At 72.6% G+C, this 20,846-nt stretch carries 23 protein-coding genes; 9 read left to right on the top strand and 14 right to left on the bottom strand.

Annotated elements, in window-relative coordinates:
• Positions 1–49: 49 nt before the first annotated feature.
• Complete coding sequence (locus ABZ642_RS12630) at positions 50–934, bottom strand: SDR family NAD(P)-dependent oxidoreductase (protein WP_360481474.1); 885 nt, start codon at positions 932–934, stop codon at positions 50–52.
• Complete coding sequence (locus ABZ642_RS12635; protein WP_360481477.1) at positions 934–1,728, bottom strand: acetoacetate decarboxylase family protein; 795 nt, start codon at positions 1,726–1,728, stop codon at positions 934–936. The genes ABZ642_RS12630 and ABZ642_RS12635 overlap by 1 nt, the downstream gene beginning before the upstream one ends.
• Positions 1,729–1,934: 206 nt before the next feature.
• Here ABZ642_RS12635 and ABZ642_RS12640 point away from each other — a divergent pair, with 206 nt between their 5' ends.
• The 6 genes from ABZ642_RS12640 (at position 1,935) to ABZ642_RS12665 (ending at position 7,608) form a co-directional block, all read left to right on the top strand.
• Positions 1,935–2,930, top strand: coding sequence for a DEDDh family exonuclease (locus ABZ642_RS12640; protein WP_360481480.1), 996 nt, complete (start codon positions 1,935–1,937; stop codon positions 2,928–2,930).
• A gap of 92 nt (positions 2,931–3,022) precedes the next feature.
• Positions 3,023–3,256 (top strand): hypothetical protein, encoded by a 234-nt coding sequence (locus ABZ642_RS12645; RefSeq protein WP_351326105.1) that lies wholly within the window; start codon positions 3,023–3,025, stop codon positions 3,254–3,256.
• Positions 3,257–3,304: 48 nt separating this feature from the next.
• On the top strand, positions 3,305–4,102 hold the full coding sequence (locus ABZ642_RS12650) for an SURF1 family protein (RefSeq protein WP_360481483.1): 798 nt from the start codon (positions 3,305–3,307) through the stop codon (positions 4,100–4,102).
• Positions 4,103–4,167: 65 nt separating this feature from the next.
• Positions 4,168–5,952: a glycoside hydrolase family 15 protein gene (locus tag ABZ642_RS12655; protein WP_360481486.1), complete on the top strand. Its 1,785-nt coding sequence runs from the start codon at positions 4,168–4,170 to the stop codon at positions 5,950–5,952.
• Positions 5,953–5,957: 5 nt separating this feature from the next.
• Positions 5,958–6,713: an SDR family oxidoreductase gene (locus ABZ642_RS12660; protein WP_360481489.1), complete on the top strand. Its 756-nt coding sequence runs from the start codon at positions 5,958–5,960 to the stop codon at positions 6,711–6,713.
• Between the two features lie 118 nt (positions 6,714–6,831).
• A complete protein-coding gene (locus tag ABZ642_RS12665) occupies positions 6,832–7,608 on the top strand; it encodes an SDR family oxidoreductase (RefSeq protein ID WP_360481491.1) in 777 nt (258 codons plus the stop codon).
• A gap of 113 nt (positions 7,609–7,721) precedes the next feature.
• On the opposite strand, the gene ABZ642_RS12670 is transcribed toward ABZ642_RS12665, so the two are convergent.
• The 6 genes from ABZ642_RS12670 to ABZ642_RS12695 form a co-directional block, all read right to left on the bottom strand.
• A complete protein-coding gene (locus ABZ642_RS12670; protein ID WP_360481494.1) occupies positions 7,722–8,618 on the bottom strand; it encodes a LysR family transcriptional regulator in 897 nt (298 codons plus the stop codon).
• 138 nt (positions 8,619–8,756) lie between these two features.
• A complete protein-coding gene (amaP, locus tag ABZ642_RS12675) occupies positions 8,757–9,335 on the bottom strand; it encodes an alkaline shock response membrane anchor protein AmaP (RefSeq protein ID WP_360481497.1) in 579 nt (192 codons plus the stop codon).
• Between the two features lie 3 nt (positions 9,336–9,338).
• Positions 9,339–9,944, bottom strand: coding sequence for a DUF6286 domain-containing protein (locus tag ABZ642_RS12680; RefSeq protein WP_360481500.1), 606 nt, complete (start codon positions 9,942–9,944; stop codon positions 9,339–9,341).
• Positions 9,944–10,303: an Asp23/Gls24 family envelope stress response protein gene (locus ABZ642_RS12685; protein ID WP_360481503.1), complete on the bottom strand. Its 360-nt coding sequence runs from the start codon at positions 10,301–10,303 to the stop codon at positions 9,944–9,946. The genes ABZ642_RS12680 and ABZ642_RS12685 overlap by 1 nt, the downstream gene beginning before the upstream one ends.
• Entirely contained in the window at positions 10,300–10,494 is a 195-nt protein-coding gene (locus ABZ642_RS12690) for a hypothetical protein (RefSeq protein ID WP_360481506.1), read from the bottom strand. Before ABZ642_RS12690 ends, ABZ642_RS12685 begins: the two co-directional genes overlap by 4 nt.
• Before the next feature lie 19 nt (positions 10,495–10,513).
• Positions 10,514–10,987: an Asp23/Gls24 family envelope stress response protein gene (locus tag ABZ642_RS12695; protein WP_360481509.1), complete on the bottom strand. Its 474-nt coding sequence runs from the start codon at positions 10,985–10,987 to the stop codon at positions 10,514–10,516.
• Between the two features lie 87 nt (positions 10,988–11,074).
• Between ABZ642_RS12695 and ABZ642_RS12700 the strand changes: the two genes are divergently transcribed.
• On the top strand, positions 11,075–11,773 hold the full coding sequence (locus ABZ642_RS12700) for a nucleopolyhedrovirus P10 family protein (RefSeq protein WP_360481512.1): 699 nt from the start codon (positions 11,075–11,077) through the stop codon (positions 11,771–11,773).
• 84 nt (positions 11,774–11,857) lie between these two features.
• Here the strand turns inward: ABZ642_RS12700 and ABZ642_RS12705 are convergent, their stop codons facing one another.
• From ABZ642_RS12705 to ABZ642_RS12720, 4 genes are all read right to left on the bottom strand, one after another.
• Positions 11,858–12,661, bottom strand: coding sequence for an enoyl-CoA hydratase/isomerase family protein (locus tag ABZ642_RS12705; protein ID WP_360481515.1), 804 nt, complete (start codon positions 12,659–12,661; stop codon positions 11,858–11,860).
• Between the two features lie 128 nt (positions 12,662–12,789).
• Positions 12,790–13,008 carry a helix-turn-helix domain-containing protein gene (locus tag ABZ642_RS12710; protein WP_046727957.1) on the bottom strand — a complete coding sequence of 73 codons (219 nt, stop codon included), beginning with the start codon at positions 13,006–13,008 and terminating at the stop codon, positions 12,790–12,792.
• 391 nt (positions 13,009–13,399) lie between these two features.
• Positions 13,400–14,998, bottom strand: a complete 1,599-nt coding sequence (locus tag ABZ642_RS12715) for an ABC-F family ATP-binding cassette domain-containing protein (protein ID WP_360481518.1) — start codon at positions 14,996–14,998, stop codon at positions 13,400–13,402.
• Between the two features lie 92 nt (positions 14,999–15,090).
• Complete coding sequence (locus tag ABZ642_RS12720; RefSeq protein WP_360481521.1) at positions 15,091–15,849, bottom strand: hypothetical protein; 759 nt, start codon at positions 15,847–15,849, stop codon at positions 15,091–15,093.
• A gap of 382 nt (positions 15,850–16,231) precedes the next feature.
• Here ABZ642_RS12720 and ABZ642_RS12725 point away from each other — a divergent pair, with 382 nt between their 5' ends.
• Positions 16,232–17,122, top strand: a complete 891-nt coding sequence (locus tag ABZ642_RS12725; protein ID WP_360481524.1) for a neutral zinc metallopeptidase — start codon at positions 16,232–16,234, stop codon at positions 17,120–17,122.
• Between the two features lie 252 nt (positions 17,123–17,374).
• Positions 17,375–17,788: a VOC family protein gene (locus tag ABZ642_RS12730; protein ID WP_360481528.1), complete on the top strand. Its 414-nt coding sequence runs from the start codon at positions 17,375–17,377 to the stop codon at positions 17,786–17,788.
• Between the two features lie 22 nt (positions 17,789–17,810).
• Here the strand turns inward: ABZ642_RS12730 and ABZ642_RS12735 are convergent, their stop codons facing one another.
• Both ABZ642_RS12735 and ABZ642_RS12740 read right to left on the bottom strand, forming a co-directional pair.
• A complete protein-coding gene (locus ABZ642_RS12735; protein ID WP_360481531.1) occupies positions 17,811–19,211 on the bottom strand; it encodes a hypothetical protein in 1,401 nt (466 codons plus the stop codon).
• 331 nt (positions 19,212–19,542) lie between these two features.
• Positions 19,543–20,670 (bottom strand): alpha/beta fold hydrolase, encoded by a 1,128-nt coding sequence (locus ABZ642_RS12740; RefSeq protein ID WP_360481534.1) that lies wholly within the window; start codon positions 20,668–20,670, stop codon positions 19,543–19,545.
• Positions 20,671–20,846: the final 176 nt, after the last annotated feature.

Below are 20,846 nucleotides of genomic sequence, written 5' to 3' on the forward strand. Positions count from 1 at the left end.
GTCCAGGTGCTCAGTCCAGGTGCTCAGTCCAGGTGCTCAGTCCAGGTGCTCAGTCCAGGATGAAACTTTCGAGGTACGACGGGTTCGCCCGGTCCAGCATCGAGCGCGCCCGCGCCCGGATCTGGGCGTCGCTGCGCTCGCTCTCCGGCAGCAGCCAGAAGCGGTCCGCGCGGATGCCCGCCACGACGAACTCGGCGACCTCCTCGACGGGTGTGAAGGCGACCTCCTCACCCGCCGCGCGCATCGCCGCCTCCCACTGGTCGAGGCTGCGGTACGGCGTCCTGCGCGGCCGCTGTTTGGCGTAGCGCCCGGGCCGGTTGCGGTGCGACTCCCACAGGCCCGTGCGCAGCATGTGCGGCCCGGGGAAGAGCACCGAGGCGCCCACGCGCGCGTGCTCCGCCCTGAGATGCGCGTACAGCGACTCGGTGAGCGTGACGACGGCCGCCTTGGTGACCGCGTACACGGAGGCCGTCGGCAGCGGCGCGATACCGCCGTCGCCGGAGGATGTATTGACCACATGACCGGGTTGACCCGCCTTGATCATCCTCGGCAGGAAAGCCTGTACACCGTGGAAGACACCCCACACATTGACCTCGAACGCCCACTTCCAGTCGTTGGGTTCGTGCTCCCACATGCGACCCTCGGCGCCCGAGCCGACCCCGGCGTTGTTGCACAGGACGTGCACCGCGCCGTAGGTGTCGTAGGCCGACTCGGCGAGTTCCAGGACCTGTTCGCGCACCCCGACGTCGACCACGCGCGCGTGCACGTCGGCACCGGCCGCGCGGAGGTCCGCCGCGGCCTTCTCCAGGGCGGCCGGCTCCACGTCGGCGAGGACCACCCGCAGACCCTCGGCGGCGAACCGCCGGGCCATCGCGAGCCCGATCCCGCTCGCCGCGCCGGTGACGACGGCGACCTGTCCGGCACGGAGTTCCATCAGGCCCCGCTCCCTTCCGGGGGCGCGTCGACGATCTGCCGGGGGTCGTCGTAGCGCTGGTGGACGTAGGGCGACAGGGCCTGGGGATCGACCCGTTCGGCGACCCGGCCGCGCTGGTCGCTGGTCTTCTCGCCGAGGGTGATGTCCAGCAGGCGCAGGACGGGGAGGTCCGCGACCGGGTCGTACGCCGACTCACGGAGGATCACCTCCCCCGTCACGCGCTCCAGTCGGCGGACCCGCTCCTCGCGGACGCAGTGCACCAGCAGCGGGTCACCGTCGAAGCCCGAACCGTCCACCGCCGGGAGGAACTTGAAGTAGAAGTCGGTCTTCGGCGCGGGTTCCGGCAGTGGCAGCGGGCCGTCGACCGTGCCGCGCACCTCCACGAAGACGACGCCGTGCCGGGCCAGTACCGCGCGGACCTGGTCGCCCTCGCGCCCGACGGTCACCTCGCCGAGCTTCTTGGGCTCGCCGAAGACCTCACGGCCGCCGGTGAGGGCGCGTTCGTGGGTCATCGGCATCACCAGCGGATACCAGCCCTCGGCCGTGCCGTGCGCGGCGGCGACCGCGAACGAGCCCGCTCCCAGCGGGTATCCGGGCAGCTGGACCTGGCTGATGTTGACGCGGACCAGGGGGCGGCCGGTGGGCTTGAGCGGGGGCGGCAGCACCGCCGCGACCGCGTCCGGGTCGCTCTCCCAGACGGCCACCACGCCGGTGGACCAGACGTCCGCAAGTCTCGTGGTGCGCGCGGCCGCGATCTCCGCCTCGGTCCGAGCGCCGTACCGTACGCGTGCCATCCGCCGTACCGCCCTTCCGTCGACCGTCCGAGCGCCGCGCCGCCGCGGAGTCGTCGCCGCGTCAGCGCCGGGCGGGGTGCACGGTGGCACCGGGCGGCGAAAAGGTCCATAGCCACGCGAAGGGCAATCAGGACATGCGAACGGGCGGTGGCGGCGGGTGACCTGACGGACCGGACTGTCGGTCGGGGCCCGTATCCTCAATGACCATGCTCGAAGACCAGACGACCGCAGTCTCCGCCGGCACCCCGTGGCCGGCCGCGTATCCCGAGGGGTACGCGGTCGTCGACGTGGAGACCACCGGACTGGCCCGCGACGACCGGATAATCTCCGCCGCCGTCTACCGGCTGGACGGGCGCGGCGAGGTCGAGGACCACTGGTACACGCTGGTCAATCCCGAACGCGACCCGGGCCCGGTGTGGATCCACGGTCTGACGAGCGAGGTGCTCGAAGGGGCGCCGCTCTTCACCGACATCGCCGAGGAGTTCGCGGCCCGGCTCGACGGCCGGGTGCTGGTCGCGCACAACGCGGTCTTCGACTGGCAGATGATCGCGCGCGAGTACGCGCGCGCGAAGAGCGAGCCCCCGGTGAAGCAGCGGCTGTGCACGATCGCGCTCTCCAAGGAGCTGGGGCTGCCGCTGCCCAACCACAAGCTGGAGACCCTGGCCGCGCACTTCGGTGTCGTACAGCGGCGGGCCCACCACGCGCTGGACGACGCGCGCGTGCTGGCGGAGGCGTTCCGGCCCAGTCTGCGGGCCGCGGCGGCGGGCAGCGTACGGCTGCCGTTGCTCGAGTGCCGGCCGCTGACCGAGTGGTCGCAGACGCCCCGGATCGGGCAGCAGGCGAGCGGCGGCGGCTACCGTCCGACCAGCTGGCGGCCGGCCCGCAAGCGGCCGGCCTGTCCGTATCCGAACCCGGGGCGGTACGAGGACGGCAAGCCGCTCAGGCAGGGCATGCGGGTGGCGTTCTCCGGGGACACCTCCATCGAGCGGGAGCTCCTGGAGGACCGGGCCGTCGAGGCCGGTCTGCATGTGTCGACGAGCGTCTCGCGCCTCACCAGCCTGCTCGTCACCAACGACCCGGACTCGGGCACCTCGAAGGTGCTCAAGGCACGCCAGTTCGGCACGCCGGTCGTCGACGAGGCGGCCTTCGGACAGTTGCTGCGGGACGTGGCGCCGGCATCGGCACCGGCAGCGGGGAAGTGACCGCGCGGCGGGGCCGTACGGACGGGTGATTGCCGTGCGACTCGCCCGGCGCCCACTCGCCCGCGCGGGGACGACCGCCCACCCTGAGGCTCATGGCGAAATGCGAAGTCTGCGGCAATGACTACGGAATGACCTTCGAGGTGCACGCGCAGGGCGCGGTCCACGTCTTCGACTGCTTCTCCTGCGCGATCCACCGCATGGCCCCCGTCTGCGAGCACTGCAAGGTCTCGATCATCGGGCAGGGCGTCGAGGCCGAGAACCAGTGGTACTGCGGCGCCCACTGCGCCCGCGAGGCCGGGAAGGCGGGCATCGTCGACCGCGTGTGACCGGTACCCGCCCGATCGCGCCCCACGACCGAGTTGTACGGTCGTGGGGTGTACCGCTTCCTCTTGACCCGGCAGTGGGTGATCCTCACCCTGATCTCCCTGCTTCTGATCCCCACGATGATCCGCCTGGGGTTCTGGCAGAAGCACCGGTACGAGGAGCGCAGCGCCCGCAACGCACTGGTGGCCCAGGCGCTCGGCGCCAAGCCGGTGCCGGTGGAGCAGGTGACCGAGCCGGGGCACGCGGTGACCCGCAAGGAGCGGTACCACACCGTCACCGCGACCGGCACCTTCGACACCGCCCACGAGGTCGTCGTCCGGCGCCGTACCAACGAAGACGACGAGGTCGGCTACCACGTCCTCACCCCCTTCGTGCTGGCCGACGGCAAGGTGCTGCTGGTCAACCGGGGCTGGATCGCCTCGGACGGCCCGAGCCAGACCGCGTTCCCCAAGGTTCCGGCCCCGCCCGGCGGCCGGGTCACCATCCAGGGCCGGCTGATGCCCGACGAGACCACCGCGGCGAGCGGCATCAAGGACATCAAGGGCCTGCCCGACCGGCAGATCATGCTGATCAACAGCGAGGAGCAGGCGCGCCGGCTCGGCAGGCAGGTGCTGGGCGGCTACATCCAGCAGACCGCGCCGGAGCCCAAGGGCGACACCCCGGAGCAGATCTCGGACCCGGGCAAGGAAGACGCCCCGCTGAACTACGCGTACATGATCCAGTGGTGGCTGTTCGCCGCGGGCGTCCCCTACGGCTGGTTCGTGCTGGTCCGCCGCGAGGCCCGCGCCCGCGAGGAGGCCGCGAAGGCCGAGCCCGCGGCCGAACCGGAACCGGCGGCCGCCGTCTGAGCACGGTGTCACTCCCCCGGCCCATCCCCTGATTGGCCCACCGGCCCGACGGGAAACCGGAACCCGTGGACCGACGCATCGAGGACTACGCCCTCATCGGCGATGAACAGACCGCGGCCCTGGTCGGCCGGGACGGCTCCATCGACTGGCTGTGCGTGCCCCGGTTCGACTCGGCGGCCTGCTTCGCCAGGCTCCTGGGCGACGAGGACAACGGCCACTGGCGGATCGCCCCCAAGGACGCCACCACCTGCACCCGGCGCGCGTACCGGCCCGACACGCTGGTCCTGGACACCGAGTGGGAGACCCCCGAGGGCACGGTCCGGGTCACCGACCTGATGCCCCAGCGCGACCACGCCCCCGATGTGGTTCGCATCGTCGAGGGCGTCAGCGGCCGTGTCACCGTGCACAGCACGCTCCGCCTCCGCTTCGACTACGGCTCGGTCACCCCCTGGATGCGCCGCTCGGGCGGTCACCGGGTCGCCGTCGCCGGCCCCGACTCGGTGTGGCTGCGCAGCGAACCGTCCGTACGGACCTGGGGCGAGGACTTCGGCACGCACTCGGAGTTCGTCGTCGCGGAAGGTGAGCGGGTCGCGTTCGTGCTCACCTGGCACCCCTCCCACCAGCCGCGGCCGCCGCTCGTGGACCCGTACGAGGCGCTGCGCACCACCGTCAGGGACTGGCGGCGCTGGACCGCCCGCTGCACCTACCAAGGCCCCTACCGGGACGCGGTGGTGCGCTCCCTGATCACCCTCAAGGCGCTCACCTACGCGCCGACCGGCGGCATCGTGGCCGCCGCCACCAGCTCGCTGCCCGAGGAACTGGGCGGGGTGCGCAACTGGGACTACCGCTTCTGCTGGCTGCGCGACTCCAGCCTCACCCTCGGCGCCCTGCTGTCGGCCGGCTACCACAAGGAGGCCGAGGCCTGGCGCGACTGGCTGGTGCGTGCGGTCGCCGGCGACCCGGCGGACCTGCAGATCATGTACGGCCTGGCCGGCGAGCGCCGGCTGCCCGAGTTCGAACTGCCCTGGCTGCCCGGCTTCGTCGGTTCGGCGCCGGTACGCGTCGGCAACGGCGCCGTCGACCAGCTCCAGCTGGACGTGTACGGCGAGGTCATGGACTCCCTTTCGCTGTCCCGCAACGCCGGCCTGTCCACCAAGCCGCACATGTGGGCCATCCAGTGTTCGCTGATGAAGTTCCTGGAGAAGATCTGGCGCCAGCCGGACGAGGGCCTGTGGGAGGTGCGCGGCGGACGCCGGCACTTCGTGCACTCCAAGGTGCTGGTGTGGGTGGCCGCGGACCGCGCGGTACGGACCCTGGAGGAGCACGCGGAGCTGGAGGGCGAACTGGAGCGCTGGCGCGCGCTCCGCGACGAGGTGCACCGGGAGGTGTGCGAGAAGGGGTTCGACCCGAAGCGCAACACCTTCACCCAGTACTACGGCTCGCGCGAACTCGACGCCGCCCTGCTGCTGATCCCCCGCTTCGGTTTCCTGCCGCCGGACGACCCGCGGGTGATCGGCACGGTGGACGCGATCCGCGACGACCTGGGCCGCAGCGGCTTCGTGCGCCGCTACGACACCGACGCGATCGGCGTCGACGGCATGCCGGGCGGCGAAGGCACCTTCCTGGCCTGCTCGTTCTGGCTCGCCGACGCGCTGCACATGACGGGCCGTACCGACGAGGCGAAGGCATTGTTCGAACGGCTGGTGGGACTCGTCAACGACGTGGGGCTGCTGTCCGAGGAGTACGAACCGGAACTCGGACGCCAGCTGGGCAACTTCCCGCAGGCGTTCAGCCACATCGGGCTGGTGAACACGGCCCTCACACTGTTCGGCAGCGACGAGGCAGGATAGGGCTCATGGATCTTGGACTGAAGGACCGGGTGTACGTCGTCACCGGAGCGACCCGCGGGCTGGGCAACGCGACCGCGCGCGAACTGGTCGCCGACGGGGCGAAGGTCGTGGTGACCGGACGGGACGAGAAGGGAGTCGCCGACGCGGTGGCCGAGCTGGGGCCGAACGCGGCCGGCATCGCCGTCGACAACGCGGACGGGGACGCTCCGGAGCGGGTGATCGCGGCGGCGCGTGAGCGGTTCGGGCGCTTCGACGGCATTCTCGTGAGCGTGGGCGGGCCCCCTGCCGGGTTCATCGCCGACAACACGGACGAGCAGTGGCAGACCGCCTACGAGGCGGTGTTCCTGGGGGCCGTGCGGCTCGCGCGCGCGGCCGCGGCCGAGTTGGCGGACGGCGGTGTCATCGGGTTCGTGCTGTCCGGGTCGGTGTACGAGCCGATTCCCGGGCTGACGATCTCGAACGCGCTGCGGCCGGGGCTCGCCGGCTTCGCCAAGTCGCTCGCGGACGAGTTGGGGCCGCGCGGGATCCGGGTGGTGGGGCTGCTGCCGTCGCGGATCGACACGGACCGCGCGCGGGCGCTGGACGCCCTGTCGGCCGACCCCGAGGCCACCCGGATGGAGAACGAGTCGCGGATCCCGCTGCGGCGGTACGGCACGCCGAAGGAGTTCGGCCGGGTGGGCGCGTTCCTGCTCTCGCCGGGGGCGTCCTATCTGACGGGAATCATGGTGCCCGTCGACGGCGGCATGCGGCACGGATTCTGACGGTCGGGCTGCCATAGGGATGCCCTATGGCAGCCGCTGCTATTTCGTCTTTGCCTCTGGTTCTTTTCCCTCCGTACCGTGAACAGCGAACCGAAACGCAGGGGAAAGGACCGGTGGCATGGCCACGTTCGAAAACGGATCGGAAACACGGGAACTCGCCGGAAAGCGGGCCCTCGTCACGGGTGGTTCTCGCGGAATCGGCACGGCTGTGGTGCGCCGATTCCTGGATGCGGGCGCCGAGGTACTCACCACCGCCAGGTCGGCGTCGGGCACGGTGCCGGAAGGGGCCGCCTTCGTGGCGGCCGACGTGCGGACCCGGGCCGGCGCCGAGGCGCTCGCCGAGGCCGCGCGGGAGGTGCTCGGCGGGGTGGACGTCCTGGTCCACAACGTGGGCGGGGCCCGACCGTACGAGGGCACCTCGGCCATCCCCGACGAGGAGTGGCAGGACGCTCTGGACCTGAACTTCCTGGCGTCGGTACGGCTGGACTCGCTGCTGGTACCCGGGATGCGGGAGCGGCGTTCCGGGGTGATCGTGCATGTCTCGTCGGCGGCGGTGCTCGCCCCGGTGGCGCCGTTCCTGCACTACACGGCGGCGAAGGCGGCGCTGGAGAACTACAGCCGGGGACTGGCTTCGGAGCAGGCCCCGTTCGGGATCCGGGTCAACACCGTGACTCCCGGCAGGGTCGCCACTCCCGGCGGTGAGGAAGCACGGGAGCAGTGGGCACGCCTGGACCTGAAGCCGGGCACGGTCAACGCCGGCGACACCGCCCCGCTGGGGCGCGACGGGCGGCCCGACGACATCGCCCACGCGGTGCTGTTCCTCGCCTCCGACCGGGCGAGCTGGCTGACCGGAAGCAATCTCATCGTGGACGGCGGCGAATTCCCCAGGGGCTGACGTCCACGGAATTCCGGAGCTGATTTCCACAGCAGGAATCCGGTGACGTTTCCACAGCGGAATCCGGTGACGCCCGCGCCATTTTCAGCCGTCAGGACATCGGCTTTCGGCCGTCAGGACATCGGTGCGAAGAACGCGGAATCGGACCAGGTCTCCTTGCGCAGGAATTCGAGCAGGGCCGCCTCCGCCGGGCCCGCGCCGGGCCGGAGCACGGCGATGACGGGCCGGGACACGACCGGGAACACCGGGCGTACCAGATGCTCGTGACCGTCGGGGACCGCGGAGGCCGGGACGAGCGTCACCCCGAGCCCCTGGGCGGCCCAGCGCACGGCCGTCGCCGTCTGGGACACCCGGGCGGCCGTGGCCGGGGCCGGTCCGTTGGTCCGCAGCACGTCCAGCAGGACGGCGTCGAGCGCGCTGCCGCGGTCGAAGCGCACCCACGGCTCCCCCGCCAGCTCACGCAAGTCCACGCGGTCCGTGGCGAGTTGCGGGTGCCCGGCGCCCAGCACCACGACGAACTCCTCGTCGCCGAGGTGGTGGGCGTCGGAGGGGGTCCGCTCGCACGCCGCCATCAGGGCGAGGTTCAGCACGCCCTGGCGGCACAGCCGCTCCAGCTCGGCGGAGCCCGGCTCCTCGAAGACGGTGATCTCCAAGCCCGGGTAGCGGTGGCGCAGCCCGCCCAGCGCGCCCGGCAGCTGCCGCGCGCCGAAGCCCATCTGTACGGCGACCACCAGCTCGCCCACCAGTTCGTCGGCACCGCCCCGCGCGGTCGCCCGCGCCCGTCGTGCCGCGCTCACCGCGACCTCCGCCTCCCGCAGGAAGGCACGGCCGACGACGGTGGGCACCAGTCCGGTCGGCGTACGGGCGAACAGTTCCACGCCGAGTTCCCGCTCCAGGGCGCGGATCTGCTGGGACATCGACGGCTGGGCGACGTGCAGCCGCTCCGCGGCCGCGGTCACCGAGCCCTCCTCGGCAACGGCCAGGGCGTACTCGAACTGACGAAGGCTCATCGGCTCCCGTCCCCTCCCGCTGTCCCGAGGTCATCGCTGCAATGGCGGACAACTCGGTTCCGCGGGCGGAGATTCCCGTGGCCGCGGCCGACGCCGACGGCATTCCGGTGTCGTACGACCGGTCTGCCGGACGGTGTCTCAGGTGACCCTCTCCACCCGGTGTTTCACGGACGTCAGCCGGACCTCCGCCGGGAGCCTCTTCAGGGCTGCCGAGTCCCGGGCGTGGGCCAGTGCCTGTGCGGTGAGGTCGTCCAGGGCCTCCCGCGGCGGCACGTCCGGGTCCAGTTGGAGCCAGACCCGTACCTCCGGGGCCGTGCGCCTGCCCCTGAGCACCGCCTGGGCGTGGGCGACACCCTGCTGGTGGGCCGCGTCGGTCGCCAGCACCGTCTCCAGGGCCCTGCCGCGCAGCAGCGCGCCCTCACCGTCCCCGGTGTCCACCAGGACCTCGGTCAGCCGGCGTCGGCGCAGTTGCGCGGTCAGCCACCACAGGGACAGCAGGAGCAGGACCGCCAGGGCGGCCAGGACCGTCGGCCACCACCAGCCCGCGCCACGCCAGTGGGTGCGTTCGGCGGCGGTGAGGAGAACGTCGTGCCGGCCGTCGTGGATCCACCCGGAGGGGGCCGGGGCGCCGAGGCCGACGGCCAGGACCGCGCCGCCGAGGGCGAGGAGCACCAGGCCCGCCAGACCGATCAGTACGCGGTTGATCGCGGTGAGCATCGTTCATCCCTTCCGGCCGGGGCGGACGACGTGCAGGGTCAGCCTGGGCGGGTGGGCCAGACCCAGGCCGTGGATCGCGTCGGTGAGTGCCGCGTCCAGGTCGGCCCGCACCTCGTCGAGTTCACGGAAGTGGGAGACGGCGAGGACATGGGCGCGGGAGCGGTGCAGTCGTACGCGTACCCGGCGTACGCCCGAGATCTCCATGGCCCGGTCGCGCAGCGCCATCGCGGCCGCGTCACGGCGCAGCCCGGCGCGGACGTCGGGGTGGCTGCGGCGCATCGGCAGGACGTCCCGCAGGCCCGGCGTGAGGGCCAGGGTCAGCAGCCATACGCCGAGGGCAGCGGCGATGCCGGCGCCGACCAGGACCCAGGTGTCGTCGAGGGGGCGCGTGGCGAGTTGCCGGGCCAGTGCGCGGCGCCAGTGCATCGCGGGGTGGTGGGCCCGTACGGCCCCGATGTCGTACAGGAAGGCGGCCGCCGTCACCAGGAGAACGACGGCGGCCAGGGCCGCGGGTGTGCGGCGTGGCGACCAGAAGCGGCCCGCGTGGCCGGCCGGGGGCGGCGCGGCCTCGGGTGGCTTCTCGATGACCTGTGTCTGCTCCGTGCTCATCACGCCCTCCCCTGGGTCTGGGCCGGGTGCAGCCGCTCGACGTGCACGGCGACCTCCCGCACCTCCATGTCCACCAACGCGCCTACCCGCTCGACCACATGCCGACGCACAGCCGCGCACCGGGCGCCGATGTCGGACGGATAGCCCAGTTCGAGGTGGACGCGGACGCGGGCGGTGCCGTGGTGGACCGCCACCGTCGCGTGCGGGGGTACGGCGTCCTTGGGGAGGGGGCCGAGGATCTCGCGGGCCGCCTGCGCCGCGATCTTCGCCACCACCCGGTCGGCGATCCGGACGGCCCCGCGCTCGCCGGGCGCCACGACCGTCGCGGGCCTGCGCGTCTCACCGCTCACGGTGGTCATCGCCGCCGGTCACGCCGGTCGTCGCGGCCGCGGAAGAAGTCACCGAGTTCGAGGTCTCCCTCCGCGAGCCTGCCGACGACGAACCCGACGGCCCCCAGCGCCGCCACCAGAAGGAAGGCGCCGAATCCGCCGAAGTACCCGGCGAAGCCCAGCGCCATGCCGGCGATCATGCCGACCACGGCCAAGCTCATGGTGCGCTCCCCTCAGCCGTCACTGAAGCCGGGACTCCGGCTCCTCTTCCTCTTCCTCGGGCAGCTTCACATCACTCACCGCGATGTTGACCTCGACCACCTCGAGCCCGGTCATGCGCTCCACGGCCGCGATCACGTTCTCCCGTACCGCGCGGGCCACATCCGCGATCGAGACGCCGTAGTCCACGACGATCTCCAGGTCGAGCGCGGTCTGCACCTCGCCGACCTCGGCCTTCACACCGCGGGTGACCGACTTGGAGCCGCCCGGCACCCGGTCGCGCACCACGCCGAAGGTGCGGGCGAGTCCGCTGCCCATCGCGTGCACGCCGACCACGTCCCGGGCCGCCAGTCCGGCGATCTTCTCCACCACACCGTCGGCGATCGTGGTCCGGCCCCGGGTGGACGGGTCACCGCCACCACGTCTGACGGTCTTGCGGGTCTGTACCGTCGGGTCCTTCGGCTCCTTCTCCGGCTCCGCCGTCATCTCCGTCATCGCCGTGCGCCCCTTCCGGTCGTCGTCCTGCGACCAAGGTAAGTGCGGATGCCCTGTCATGTTCCGGTGATGCGGCAGGCTGGAGCAATGACGGCGGACCGATGGACACACGCGGTACGGCATCCCCTGGGCTCGGGCAGGCTGATCCCGCTGGGCGGGCGGCACGACGGTGCGTGGGTGACGGAGCCGGCGGCCGACGCGGTGCTGCGCCGGGCGGCGGCCGGGGTGCCCGGGGTGCGGCTGGGGGCGGTGCGGATCGCGCCGGCGGATCCGGAGGACGTCCAGGAACCCGTCGTACCGCCACCGCCCGGTGCCGTACCGCCGGGGCCGCTGCGGATCGCGGCGGACTTCGCGGCGACGGCCGCCGAGCCGCTGCCGACCACGGCGGCACGGCTGCGCCGGGCGCTGGCGGCCGCGGCGACGGCACGGCTCGGGCTGACGGTGGCCGAGGTGGACCTGCGGGTGACCGACCTGCTGACGGCGGACCGGACGGAGCCGGAGGCGGTACGTCCGCCTCGGCCGCCGTCGGTCCGGGAGGGCACGGATCCGGACGGGGCCCGGGTGACGGCGGCGGCGCTGGCGGTGCCGGGGGTGGCGCGGGTGACGGGGACGCTGAGCCGGGAGGTGCATTTCGAGGCCGCGTTGCCGCGCCGGCATGTGCGGGTGGAGGTGGCGCTGGCCGACGGGCCCAGGGCCGTGGACGTGGCGAGGAGGGTCCGTACAGCGGTCGGCGCGGCGCTGGAGGACCACCCCACGGTGGCTGTGCTGGTGACGGACGTCGGCTGAGCGCCCGGGAAGGGGGGCGGGGCTGTATCGATACGCGGCTGTCGCCACGTGGGCACGACCAGCCCCCCACCCACCCTTACCGAACTACTCGCCCACGCCCGCCAGGTCCCGCAGCCGCCGAGCCTGAGCCTGCCGCTCGGCAGCCCGCTGCTCCTCGTAGGTACGGCCGCCGGCGCCCCGCAGCAGCGCCTTGGTCTCCACCACCGCGTCCCGGGGCGCGGCCAGCAGCGCCGCGGCCAGGTCGCGCACCGCGGCGTCGAGTTCGGCACCGGGCACCGCGAGGTTGGCGAGCCCGGAGGCCACCGCCTCCTCGGCCGTTACGAACCGTCCGGTCGCGCAGATCTCCAGCGCGCGGGCATAGCCGACGAGGGAGACCAGTGGGTGCGTGCCCGTGAGGTCCGGGACCAGGCCCAGGCTGGTCTCGCGCATGGCGAACTGCACGTCGTCCGCGACGACGCGCAGGTCACAGGCGAGGGCGAGCTGGAAGCCGGCCCCGATGGCGTGGCCCTGCACGGCGGCGATCGACACGAGGTCGTTGCGCCGCCACCAGGTGAACGCCTGCTGGTATTCGGCGATGGTGGCGTCGAGCCCGGCGTCGTCACGGCGCGCGAGTTCGATGAACGTCGGCTCGCCCGGGATCCCCTCCGGCGAGAACATCTGCCGGTCGAGGCCCGCGGAGAAGGACTGGCCCTCACCGCGCAGCACGACAACGCGGACCGACCCCGGCAGCGACCGCCCGGCCTCGGCCAACGCCCGCCACAGCGCGGGGCTCTGGGCGTTGCGCTTGGTCGGATTGGTCAGCGTCACCGTGGCGAGCGCGTCGTCCACGGTGAGCCGTACGCCGTCCTTGTCGAGAACAGGAACGAGATCCTGGTCGGGCGAAGCCATGGGGCGCCTCCGATGTGTGCGGTCATCACGCATTGCCGTACGGCATGCTAAGTGACTGCACAGTAACCACCCGGCCGATCAGTCGGCCGACCGGGTGGCCACCATCGAAGCCGATGGGCCGCCCGGGGTCAGGACGCGGCTTTCTTGCCCCGCGTCGCCCCGCCACGCCCACGCAGCGTGACCCCCGACTCACTGAGCATCCGGTGGACGAAGCCATACGAGCGGCCGGTTTCCTCGGCCAGTGCCCGAATGCTCGCACCGGAGTCGTACTTCTTCTTCAGGTCTGCCGCGAGCTTGTCGCGCGCGGCGCCGGTTACCCGGCTGCCCTTCTTCAGAGTCTCGGCCACCCGTGCCTCCTCATGGGAAGTGCGCTCTGGTCCCCTCATGATCACCCCTCCGGGGCGCGATGGCCACCCATTCGGCAAGGTCCGTGAGACATCGTTGTGACGACAGGAGCGCATCCCCACAAGCGGAATCTGTGATTCCTGCGGGTGGCACCCATGGGGCCGAACGGGTTCTTCCGCGAAGTGCCAGGTCAGACACGGAAAGCGACCGACCCCTTGTCGACAAAGGGATCGGCCGCGAAATCGGTGCATGACACACCTCGATACGAGGAGATCTCACACAGATGATGGATCACCGATAAGCCGAATGATCCATAGCCAGTGGATCAGGCATTCGATCAAGCGAGGACGACGAGACCGGCACGTGAGGACGAGGGGCCGGTCCTCCCGGTTCTCAGGCGAGCGCGACCAGGTCCGCGTAGTCGGCGCCCCACAGGTCCTCGACGCCGTCGGGGAGCAGGATGATCCGCTCGGGCTGGAGCGCCTCGACGGCGCCCTCGTCGTGGGTGACGAGGACGACCGCGCCCTTGTAGGTGCGCAGGGCGCCGAGGATCTCCTCGCGGCTGGCGGGGTCGAGGTTGTTGGTCGGCTCGTCGAGGAGCAGGACGTTCGCCGAGGAGACGACCAGGGTGGCGAGGGCGAGCCGGGTCTTCTCGCCACCGGAGAGGACACCGGCCGGCTTGTCGACGTCGTCGCCGGAGAACAGGAACGAGCCGAGCGTCTTGCGGACCTCGACGAGGTCCAGGTCGGGGGCCGCCGAGCGCATGTTCTCCAGGACCGTGCGCTCCGGGTCCAGGGTCTCGTGCTCCTGGGCGTAGTAGCCGAGCTTGAGGCCGTGCCCCTCGATGACCTCGCCGGTGTCGGGCTGCTCGACGCCGCCGAGCAGCCGCAGCAGGGTGGTCTTGCCGGCGCCGTTGAGACCCAGGATGACGACCCGGGAACCCTTGTCGATGGCCAGGTCGACGTCGGTGAAGATCTCCAGCGACCCGTACGACTTCGACAGGCCCTCGGCGGTCAGCGGGGTCTTGCCGCAGGGCGAGGGTTCCGGGAAGCGCAGCTTGGCGACCTTGTCGGAGGCCCGGACCGCGTCCAGGCCGGCCAGCAGCTTGTCCGCGCGGCGGGCCATGTTCTGCGCGGCGACGGTCTTGGTGGCCTTGGCGCGCATCTTGTCGGCCTGCGAGTGCAGCGCGGCCGCCTTCTTCTCGGCGTTGGCACGCTCCCGCTTGCGGCGCTTCTCGTCGGCCTCGCGCTGCTGCTGGTAGAGCTTCCAGCCCATGTTGTAGACGTCGATCTGGGAGCGGTTGGCGTCCAGGTAGAAGACCTTGTTGACGACCGTCTCGACCAGGTCGACGTCGTGGGAGATCACGATGAAGCCGCCGCGGTAGGTCTTCAGGTAGTCGCGCAGCCAGACGATCGAGTCGGCGTCCAGGTGGTTGGTCGGCTCGTCGAGCAGGAGCGTGTCCGCGTCCGAGAACAGGATCCGGGCCAGCTCGATACGGCGCCGCTGACCACCGGAGAGCGTGTGCAGGGGCTGGCCGAGCACCCGGTCGGGCAGGTTGAGCGCGGCGGCGATGGTGGCGGCCTCGGCCTCGGCGGAGTACCCGCCCTTGGTGAGGAACTCGGTCTCCTGGCGCTCGTACTGGCGCAGCGCCTTCTCGCGGGTGGCGCCCTGGCCGTTGGCGATGCGCTGCTCGTTCTCGCGCATCTTGCGGATCAGTACGTCGAGGCCGCGCGCGGAGAGGACGCGGTCGCGGGCGAGCACGTCGAGGTCGCCGGTACGGGGGTCCTGCGGGAGGTAGCCGACCTCGCCGGAGCGGGTGACGGTACCCGCGGCGGGGACGCCGTCACCGGCCAGGACCTTGGTGAGGGTGGTCTTGCCGGCGCCGTTGCGGCCGACCAGACCGATGCGGTCACCCTTGGCGACACGGAAGGTGGCGTTCTCGATGAGGATGCGCGCACCGGCGCGCAGCTCGATACCGGAGGCGGAGATCACGGACAGACTCCAGGGCGTACGGGGTTTGACGGGTGGGCGGCTGAGGACGTTCCCGCCGTCTAATGCGCGAGGAGAATGGCCATGGGCCAAGTCTAACGGGGCGGCGCAAGCGCTTTTTCGGCGTGCGGGTGTTCGGGGCGGCTGCCGGGGAGGTCGTTGCCGAGGGGCGCGCGGTGCGGGGCGATCCGGCCCAGGTCGTCCACGGCGATGAGCTGCGCGGTCCAGGCGCCGTCCGCGCAGGGCTGGGCGACCAGCAGGGCGGTGCCGTGACGTACGGCACGTTCGGGGCGGAACGCGCAGCCCGCGCGGGCGGGCAGTACCCAGCGCAGGTCACCGTCGGCGGTGCGGTACGCGGCGATGCGGGCCGGGGTGACGACCGCGAGGATGCCGCGGCCGAGGGGCCGCAGGACCCCGGTGCCGCCCTGTCGTCGGAGCCAGCCGGTGGCCGCGGGCAGGGCGCGGTGCCAGCGCACGGAACGGCCGTCGGTGTCGGTGACGAGCCCGTCGTCCCAGACGGCGATCGCATGCCCGCGCGCGGGCACCACGCTCAACGGACGCCGCCCCACGCGCGCGTACCGCCACCGTAGGGTCCGTCCGTCGTACGCCTCGACCACCGCCCCACGCGCGCGTGCGCTGTGCGCGGCCGGACCGGGGGTGAGGCGGTCGCCGTAGGGGGCGGGCCGAATCTGCTGGACCACACCGAGGAGGGCACCGGCCAGGAGCACGGCGAGGACGACGGGGAGGCGCCGGCGGGCGGGGAGTCCGCGCCGGAGGGGGATCGAGAGCCCGAGGGGGTTCGAGAAAAGCCGGGAGGACGCGCGCACCGGGGGGCGGTCGGCGGGGGCCGGCACCGGGGCGGTCCTGCGCGGGCCGCCGATCGTGGGGGCCGGGTTCCGGGGGCGGTCGGGAGAGAGCACCGGGTTCCGGGGGCCGCCCGCGGCGGGAATCTGATCCCGGGGGACGCCGGCTGCGGGGACCGGGGCTGTGGTGGGCGGTGGGGTGCTCGTGTGGGGCAGTACGGGCACCGGGTCCCCCTTCGACGCCCGGGCGGGCGTCCTTGTCGCATGGGTCAGGCGCAGAGCGTAGTCATGGCCGCGAGGCGGTGGTGGGCGTGACGCGGGGGCAGGACGGGACGTCGCCCGATCGGGCGTTCGCCGGGCCATCGGCGCGAAGTGACGGCCGGGATGGCGCAAGGTGGATGCAGGGGACGGTGCGAGCGGAAGGCGGTGCCCCATGCAGTTCGACGACGACGCGAACCTGGACACCTCCGAGGTCCAGGACGTGCGCGGCAGCCGTGTGCCGGGTGGGAAGGCGACCATCGGCGGCGGCCTGGCCGGTCTGATCGCGCTGCTCCTCGCCCTGTTCTTCGGTGTCGGCCCCGACCAGCTCGGCCTCTCCTCCGGCGACAGCTCGCCCGCGCCCACCTCCTCCTCGCTGGCGCAGGTGCAGCAGAGCTGCCGTACCGGGCGGGACGCGAACACCAAGGAGGACTGCCGGATGGTGGCGGTGGTCAACAGCGTGCAGGACTTCTGGAAACAGGAGTTCCAGCAGCGCCGGGGCACCTACACGAACGCCCCGACGGTGTTCTTCACCGGCCGGGTCCCCACCGCGTGCGGCACGGCGACCTCGGCGGTCGGGCCGTTCTACTGCCCGGGCGACCGCAAGGTCTACCTGGACCTCGGCTTCTTCGACGAGCTGCGGTCCAAGTTCGGCGCGAGCGGCGGCCCGTTCGCCCAGGCGTACGTCGTGGCGCACGAGTACGGGCACCATGTGCAGGACCTGATGGGCACGTTGAGCCGGTCGCAGGACAACCTGACCGGCGTGAACAGCAATGCGGTTCGGGTGGAGCTCCAGGCCGACTGCTACGCCGGGGTGTGGGCACGGCACGCGACGACCACGAAGGACGAGTCGACCGGGCGGCCCCTGATCACCAGCCTGACGAGCGCCGACATCCGGGACGGTCTCGACGCGGCGGCGGCCGTGGGCGACGACCGGATCCAGGAGCGGTACCAGGGACGGGTGACGCCGGAGACCTGGACGCACGGGTCGGCGCGGCAGCGCCAGCAGTGGTTCTACCAGGGGTACCGGACCGGGGACATGGCGCAGTGCAACACCTTCCGATGAACCGGTACGCCGCCCTCCGATGAAGTCGTGCACCGCCCTCCGATGAACTGACGCAACACCTTCCGACGGGCCGGCGCCCGCCGTCCGATGAACTGATGAACCGATGGCCCGATGGGCCACTGAGCCCCCGGCCGGCACCGGCAGCGCGGGCCGGGGCCTTGTCAGTGCCGGGTGCAAGACTGTGCAACAGGCCGGACGACGACTTTCGGGGGACCGGCACACGGGGACCGGCACACAAGGGGAGTGATCGGCATGGCAGGCACGACCGGCGGACGGCCGAGCATCTATCCGACGCTGCTGTACGCGGACGCGAAGGCGGCGATCAAGCAACTGACGGAGGCCTTCGGCTTCACCGAGCTGTCGGTGTACGAGGGCGAGGACGGCAAGGTGCTGCACGCCGAGCTGGTACAGGGCAACGGCGCGATCATGCTGGGTTCCCAGGGCCGTGGCGGCCGTTTCGACGCGGCGATGGAGGGCGCGGGCCCGACCGGGGTGTACATCGTCGTGGACGACGCCGACGCACACCACCAGCGGGCCGTGGACCACGGCGCGGAGATCCTGATGCCCCCGACGGACCAGGACTACGGCTCGCGGGACTACATGGCCCGCGACGTCGAGGGCAATGTCTGGAGCTTCGGCACCTACGCCCCGGAGATAACGGCCTGACCTGCCCGCCCCGCCTCCGCCGTCAGCCGCCGGTGTGCACCTGGAAGGCGGCCCGGCGGACGGCTTTGGCGAGCGCCGGGTCGGGGTGGGCGGCGGCGAGGGCGACCAGGACCTGCACGGTGCGCGGGTGACCGACGGCGCGCACCTCGTCGAGCAGGGCGGGGACGGTGGGCTGCAGCGCCGACTCCAGATGACGGACCAGCATCGGGGCCTCACCGTGGTCGGCGACCGCGGCGGCCGTGTCCACCCAGAGCCAGGTGGCCTCTTCGCGGGTGAGCACCTCGTGGGCGTCCTCCGGGTCGGCCCCGTCGTGCTCGGCCAGCCACAGCAGGGCGTACGGCCGCAGGGTCGGCTCGTCGACGACCGCGTGGACGTCCGGTTCGGCGGGGGCGCCGACCACGCGCAGCGCCTCGAAGGCGAGACCGCGCAGCAGGGCGTCCTCGCCACGGGCGGCGGCGACGAGTTCGGCGACGGCTCTGCCGACGGGGCGGGCGGCGAGCCAGGCGCGGTATTCGGCGCGGGCCGCGTTGGGGCGGAGCTGGGCGCAGCCGCGCAGCATCTCCTCGGCGGCGACCTCGATGTTCCCGGCGGGGCTCTGTGCGGCCACGCAGATCTGCTCCAGCTTGACCCAGACCGCCCAGCTGCCCAGCGGGGTGAGGGTGGCCTGGCCGACGCCGTAGGTCAGCGCGCCGACGGAGGCGAGCGCGTGCAGGGACCAGTCGAGGAGGGGGGCGAGCTCGGCGTCCTCGGCGGGGGCCGGGTCGTCGGCCGGTGCGCGCTCCGCCAGGTCGGTGCGGGCGGCGGGCACGGTGACGGCGGGCACGGCGGACCCACCCCCGGCGCCGATCCCGGCCTCCGTCTCGTAGGGGACCTCGCAGCGTTCGGTGCGCAGTTCGGTGACCCGCTGACGCAGCAGGTCCAGGAGCTGCTCGACCGGGACGGGACCGGCGGACAGCTGGAGGAAGGAGAGCACCTGGGGCATGGCCGAGACGACCTCGGCGACGGCGGCGGCCTCGAACTCCGCGGGCTCCGGGTGGGCGAGCGACCAGGCGTCGAAGAGGGCGACCCAGCCGCGCAGCACGGCGCTGTCGTCGCGGTCCCAGGCGCGCAGGCGCCAGCCGGGGCGTGCGCTGTCGCCGTGCACCTCGACCAGGCCGGCGAGCCGGGCGGTGTCCCAGTCGGCGCGGATCTGAGCCACGGTCAGGCCCAGATCGCCGGACGCGCGTTCGGCGGACGCCTCGGAGAGAGTGGCCTTGCCGTCGGCGGTCGCGCCGTCGCTGCCCGGACCGAGGGCCGTGTCGGCCCAGAGGGCGACTCGGGCCGCTCCGGCCAGCCCGGACCGTGCCATTCTGGCCAGCTCGGCGGGGGCCGGGGTGCCCTCGGGTGGGCGGGGTGCGGGGCGACGCGCGGGCCGCTGGTTCATCGCTCGGGGGGCTGCGGCCAGGGGTCGCGTTCGGACGAGTCGAAGCCTTGAGTCGCGCGGGATACGGGACGTCACGGGTGCAGTCTTCCGGTTGACGGTCCGAAAACCCAAACGGAATGTCACGGCGGGCGACGGGGCTGGCCAACGCACGGGACCCGAGGGGAGGCGAGGAGACATGTTCAGGCCAGTGGTACGGCCTTAAACGGAACTCGCGGGACCGACTGGAATCGGGGCTTCCGGCTTGTGTCGGGGCGAGGTCGGGGAAGGGCCGCGGGTGCGGGGAAAATCATGTCAAGGGTGTCATGTCATAAGAGAGGAGACATCAAGGGCATCACATCAGAGGCGTGAGGAATCGGCGCAGCCGCTCCTCGTAGCTGTCGGGGTCGGCGTTCCACATCGCGCCGTGCGGGGCGTCCGGCACGGTGTGCAGGGCGATGCGGTCGGGGCGCTGTGCGGCGAACCGGCGGGAGTACACCCAGGGGGCCACCGTGTCGTCCGGGCCGTGGACGATCAGGGTGGGCACGGTGAGCTGCTCCGGGTCGACGGGGTCGCCGACGTGGTCGGCGTGCAGGCCGGCGCGGCCCTGGGCGGCGCGCACCGCGAGCGGCAGCAGCGGCTCGGGGATGTGCCGGGCCTGGGCCAGGGCGCGCAGGGTGGCCTCCCAGCTGAGCACCGGCGAGTCCAGGACCAGCCCGGAGACGCGCTCGCGCAGCGCCGAGTGGGCGACGGCGCGCAGCGCCATGGTGGCGCCGGTGGACCAGCCGTACAGGACGACACGGCGGGCGCCGTAGCGGATGGCGTAGCGGATCGCCGCGTCCAGGTCGCGCCACTCGCTCTCGCCGAGGTGGTTCAGGCCGTCCGGGGGGCGCGGGGCGCCGAGGTCGCCGCGGTAGGCGAGGGCGAGGACGGGCAGGCGCCGGCCGTGCAGGAACCGCATGACGTTCATGGCGAGCTCGCGGGTGGTGCCGAGGCCGTGCACCGCGATCACCCAGGTGTCCCGGTAGCCGGGCACGAACCAGGCGGGCAGCGCCCCGAGTTCGCCGGGCAGGTCGATGTCGGCGTGGTCCAGACCCAGGGCCGCGCCCGGGTTGCCGATGTGGACGTTGGGGGTGAGCCAGACCTTGTCGCCGGTTTCGAGGGTGCCGTGGGTCACGCGCTCCAGGCGCCGTACGACGGTGTCCGGGGTGTTCGCGGCGGACTCCAGGACGGCGCCGACGACCGCGTGCGAGCCGTCGCCGGCCAGGCCGTAGGTGCCGGGGCGCAGCGAGGCCAGGTCCCGGGTGAGGGTGACGCGGCCGACCGTGCTGCCGTGCACGGTGAGGCGGGGCTCGGTGGGCAGGGGGCGGCCCGGCGGCGCCTTCAGCGCGGCACCGCTGGCGAACCGCCCCGCGGCCACGCTGGCCGCGCCGGCGGCGAGTACGGCACCGACGGCGGCGGCCGTGACTTTGACTGGGCGCACCTGTCCAGTGTCGGGGCGGAGCGGGACGGCGGCCAGTGGAGGCGGGGCCGCCTGCCACTCGGGCGAAGCTCCCGAAAGGACACGAGACGAGTTCGGCACCGCAGGGGACGTACGTCGTGGCGGGGCACCGTCGCGGCGGAGAAAGAGCCGAGCAGCACGGAAAGAAGAAGCCGAAG

The organism is Streptomyces sp. NPDC007157, from assembly GCF_040634235.1.
GTDB lineage: Bacteria > Actinomycetota > Actinomycetes > Streptomycetales > Streptomycetaceae > Streptomyces.

Coding starts and splice junctions, on each gene's coding strand:
- ABZ642_RS12735 (WP_360481531.1), bottom strand. CDS start 19,211: ATGAACCAGCGGCCCGCGCGTCGCCCCGCACCCCGCCCACCCGAGGGC.
- ABZ642_RS12730 (WP_360481528.1), top strand. CDS start 17,375: ATGGCAGGCACGACCGGCGGACGGCCGAGCATCTATCCGACGCTGCTG.
- ABZ642_RS12635 (WP_360481477.1), bottom strand. CDS start 1,728: ATGGCACGCGTACGGTACGGCGCTCGGACCGAGGCGGAGATCGCGGCC.
- ABZ642_RS12680 (WP_360481500.1), bottom strand. CDS start 9,944: ATGAGCACGGAGCAGACACAGGTCATCGAGAAGCCACCCGAGGCCGCG.
- ABZ642_RS12660 (WP_360481489.1), top strand. CDS start 5,958: ATGGATCTTGGACTGAAGGACCGGGTGTACGTCGTCACCGGAGCGACC.
- ABZ642_RS12695 (WP_360481509.1), bottom strand. CDS start 10,987: ATGACGGAGATGACGGCGGAGCCGGAGAAGGAGCCGAAGGACCCGACG.
- ABZ642_RS12700 (WP_360481512.1), top strand. CDS start 11,075: ATGACGGCGGACCGATGGACACACGCGGTACGGCATCCCCTGGGCTCG.
- ABZ642_RS12690 (WP_360481506.1), bottom strand. CDS start 10,494: ATGAGCTTGGCCGTGGTCGGCATGATCGCCGGCATGGCGCTGGGCTTC.
- ABZ642_RS12645 (WP_351326105.1), top strand. CDS start 3,023: ATGGCGAAATGCGAAGTCTGCGGCAATGACTACGGAATGACCTTCGAG.
- ABZ642_RS12670 (WP_360481494.1), bottom strand. CDS start 8,618: ATGAGCCTTCGTCAGTTCGAGTACGCCCTGGCCGTTGCCGAGGAGGGC.
- ABZ642_RS12725 (WP_360481524.1), top strand. CDS start 16,232: ATGCAGTTCGACGACGACGCGAACCTGGACACCTCCGAGGTCCAGGAC.
- ABZ642_RS12630 (WP_360481474.1), bottom strand. CDS start 934: ATGGAACTCCGTGCCGGACAGGTCGCCGTCGTCACCGGCGCGGCGAGC.
- amaP (WP_360481497.1), bottom strand. CDS start 9,335: ATGCTCACCGCGATCAACCGCGTACTGATCGGTCTGGCGGGCCTGGTG.
- ABZ642_RS12640 (WP_360481480.1), top strand. CDS start 1,935: ATGCTCGAAGACCAGACGACCGCAGTCTCCGCCGGCACCCCGTGGCCG.
- ABZ642_RS12665 (WP_360481491.1), top strand. CDS start 6,832: ATGGCCACGTTCGAAAACGGATCGGAAACACGGGAACTCGCCGGAAAG.
- ABZ642_RS12705 (WP_360481515.1), bottom strand. CDS start 12,661: ATGGCTTCGCCCGACCAGGATCTCGTTCCTGTTCTCGACAAGGACGGC.
- ABZ642_RS12685 (WP_360481503.1), bottom strand. CDS start 10,303: ATGACCACCGTGAGCGGTGAGACGCGCAGGCCCGCGACGGTCGTGGCG.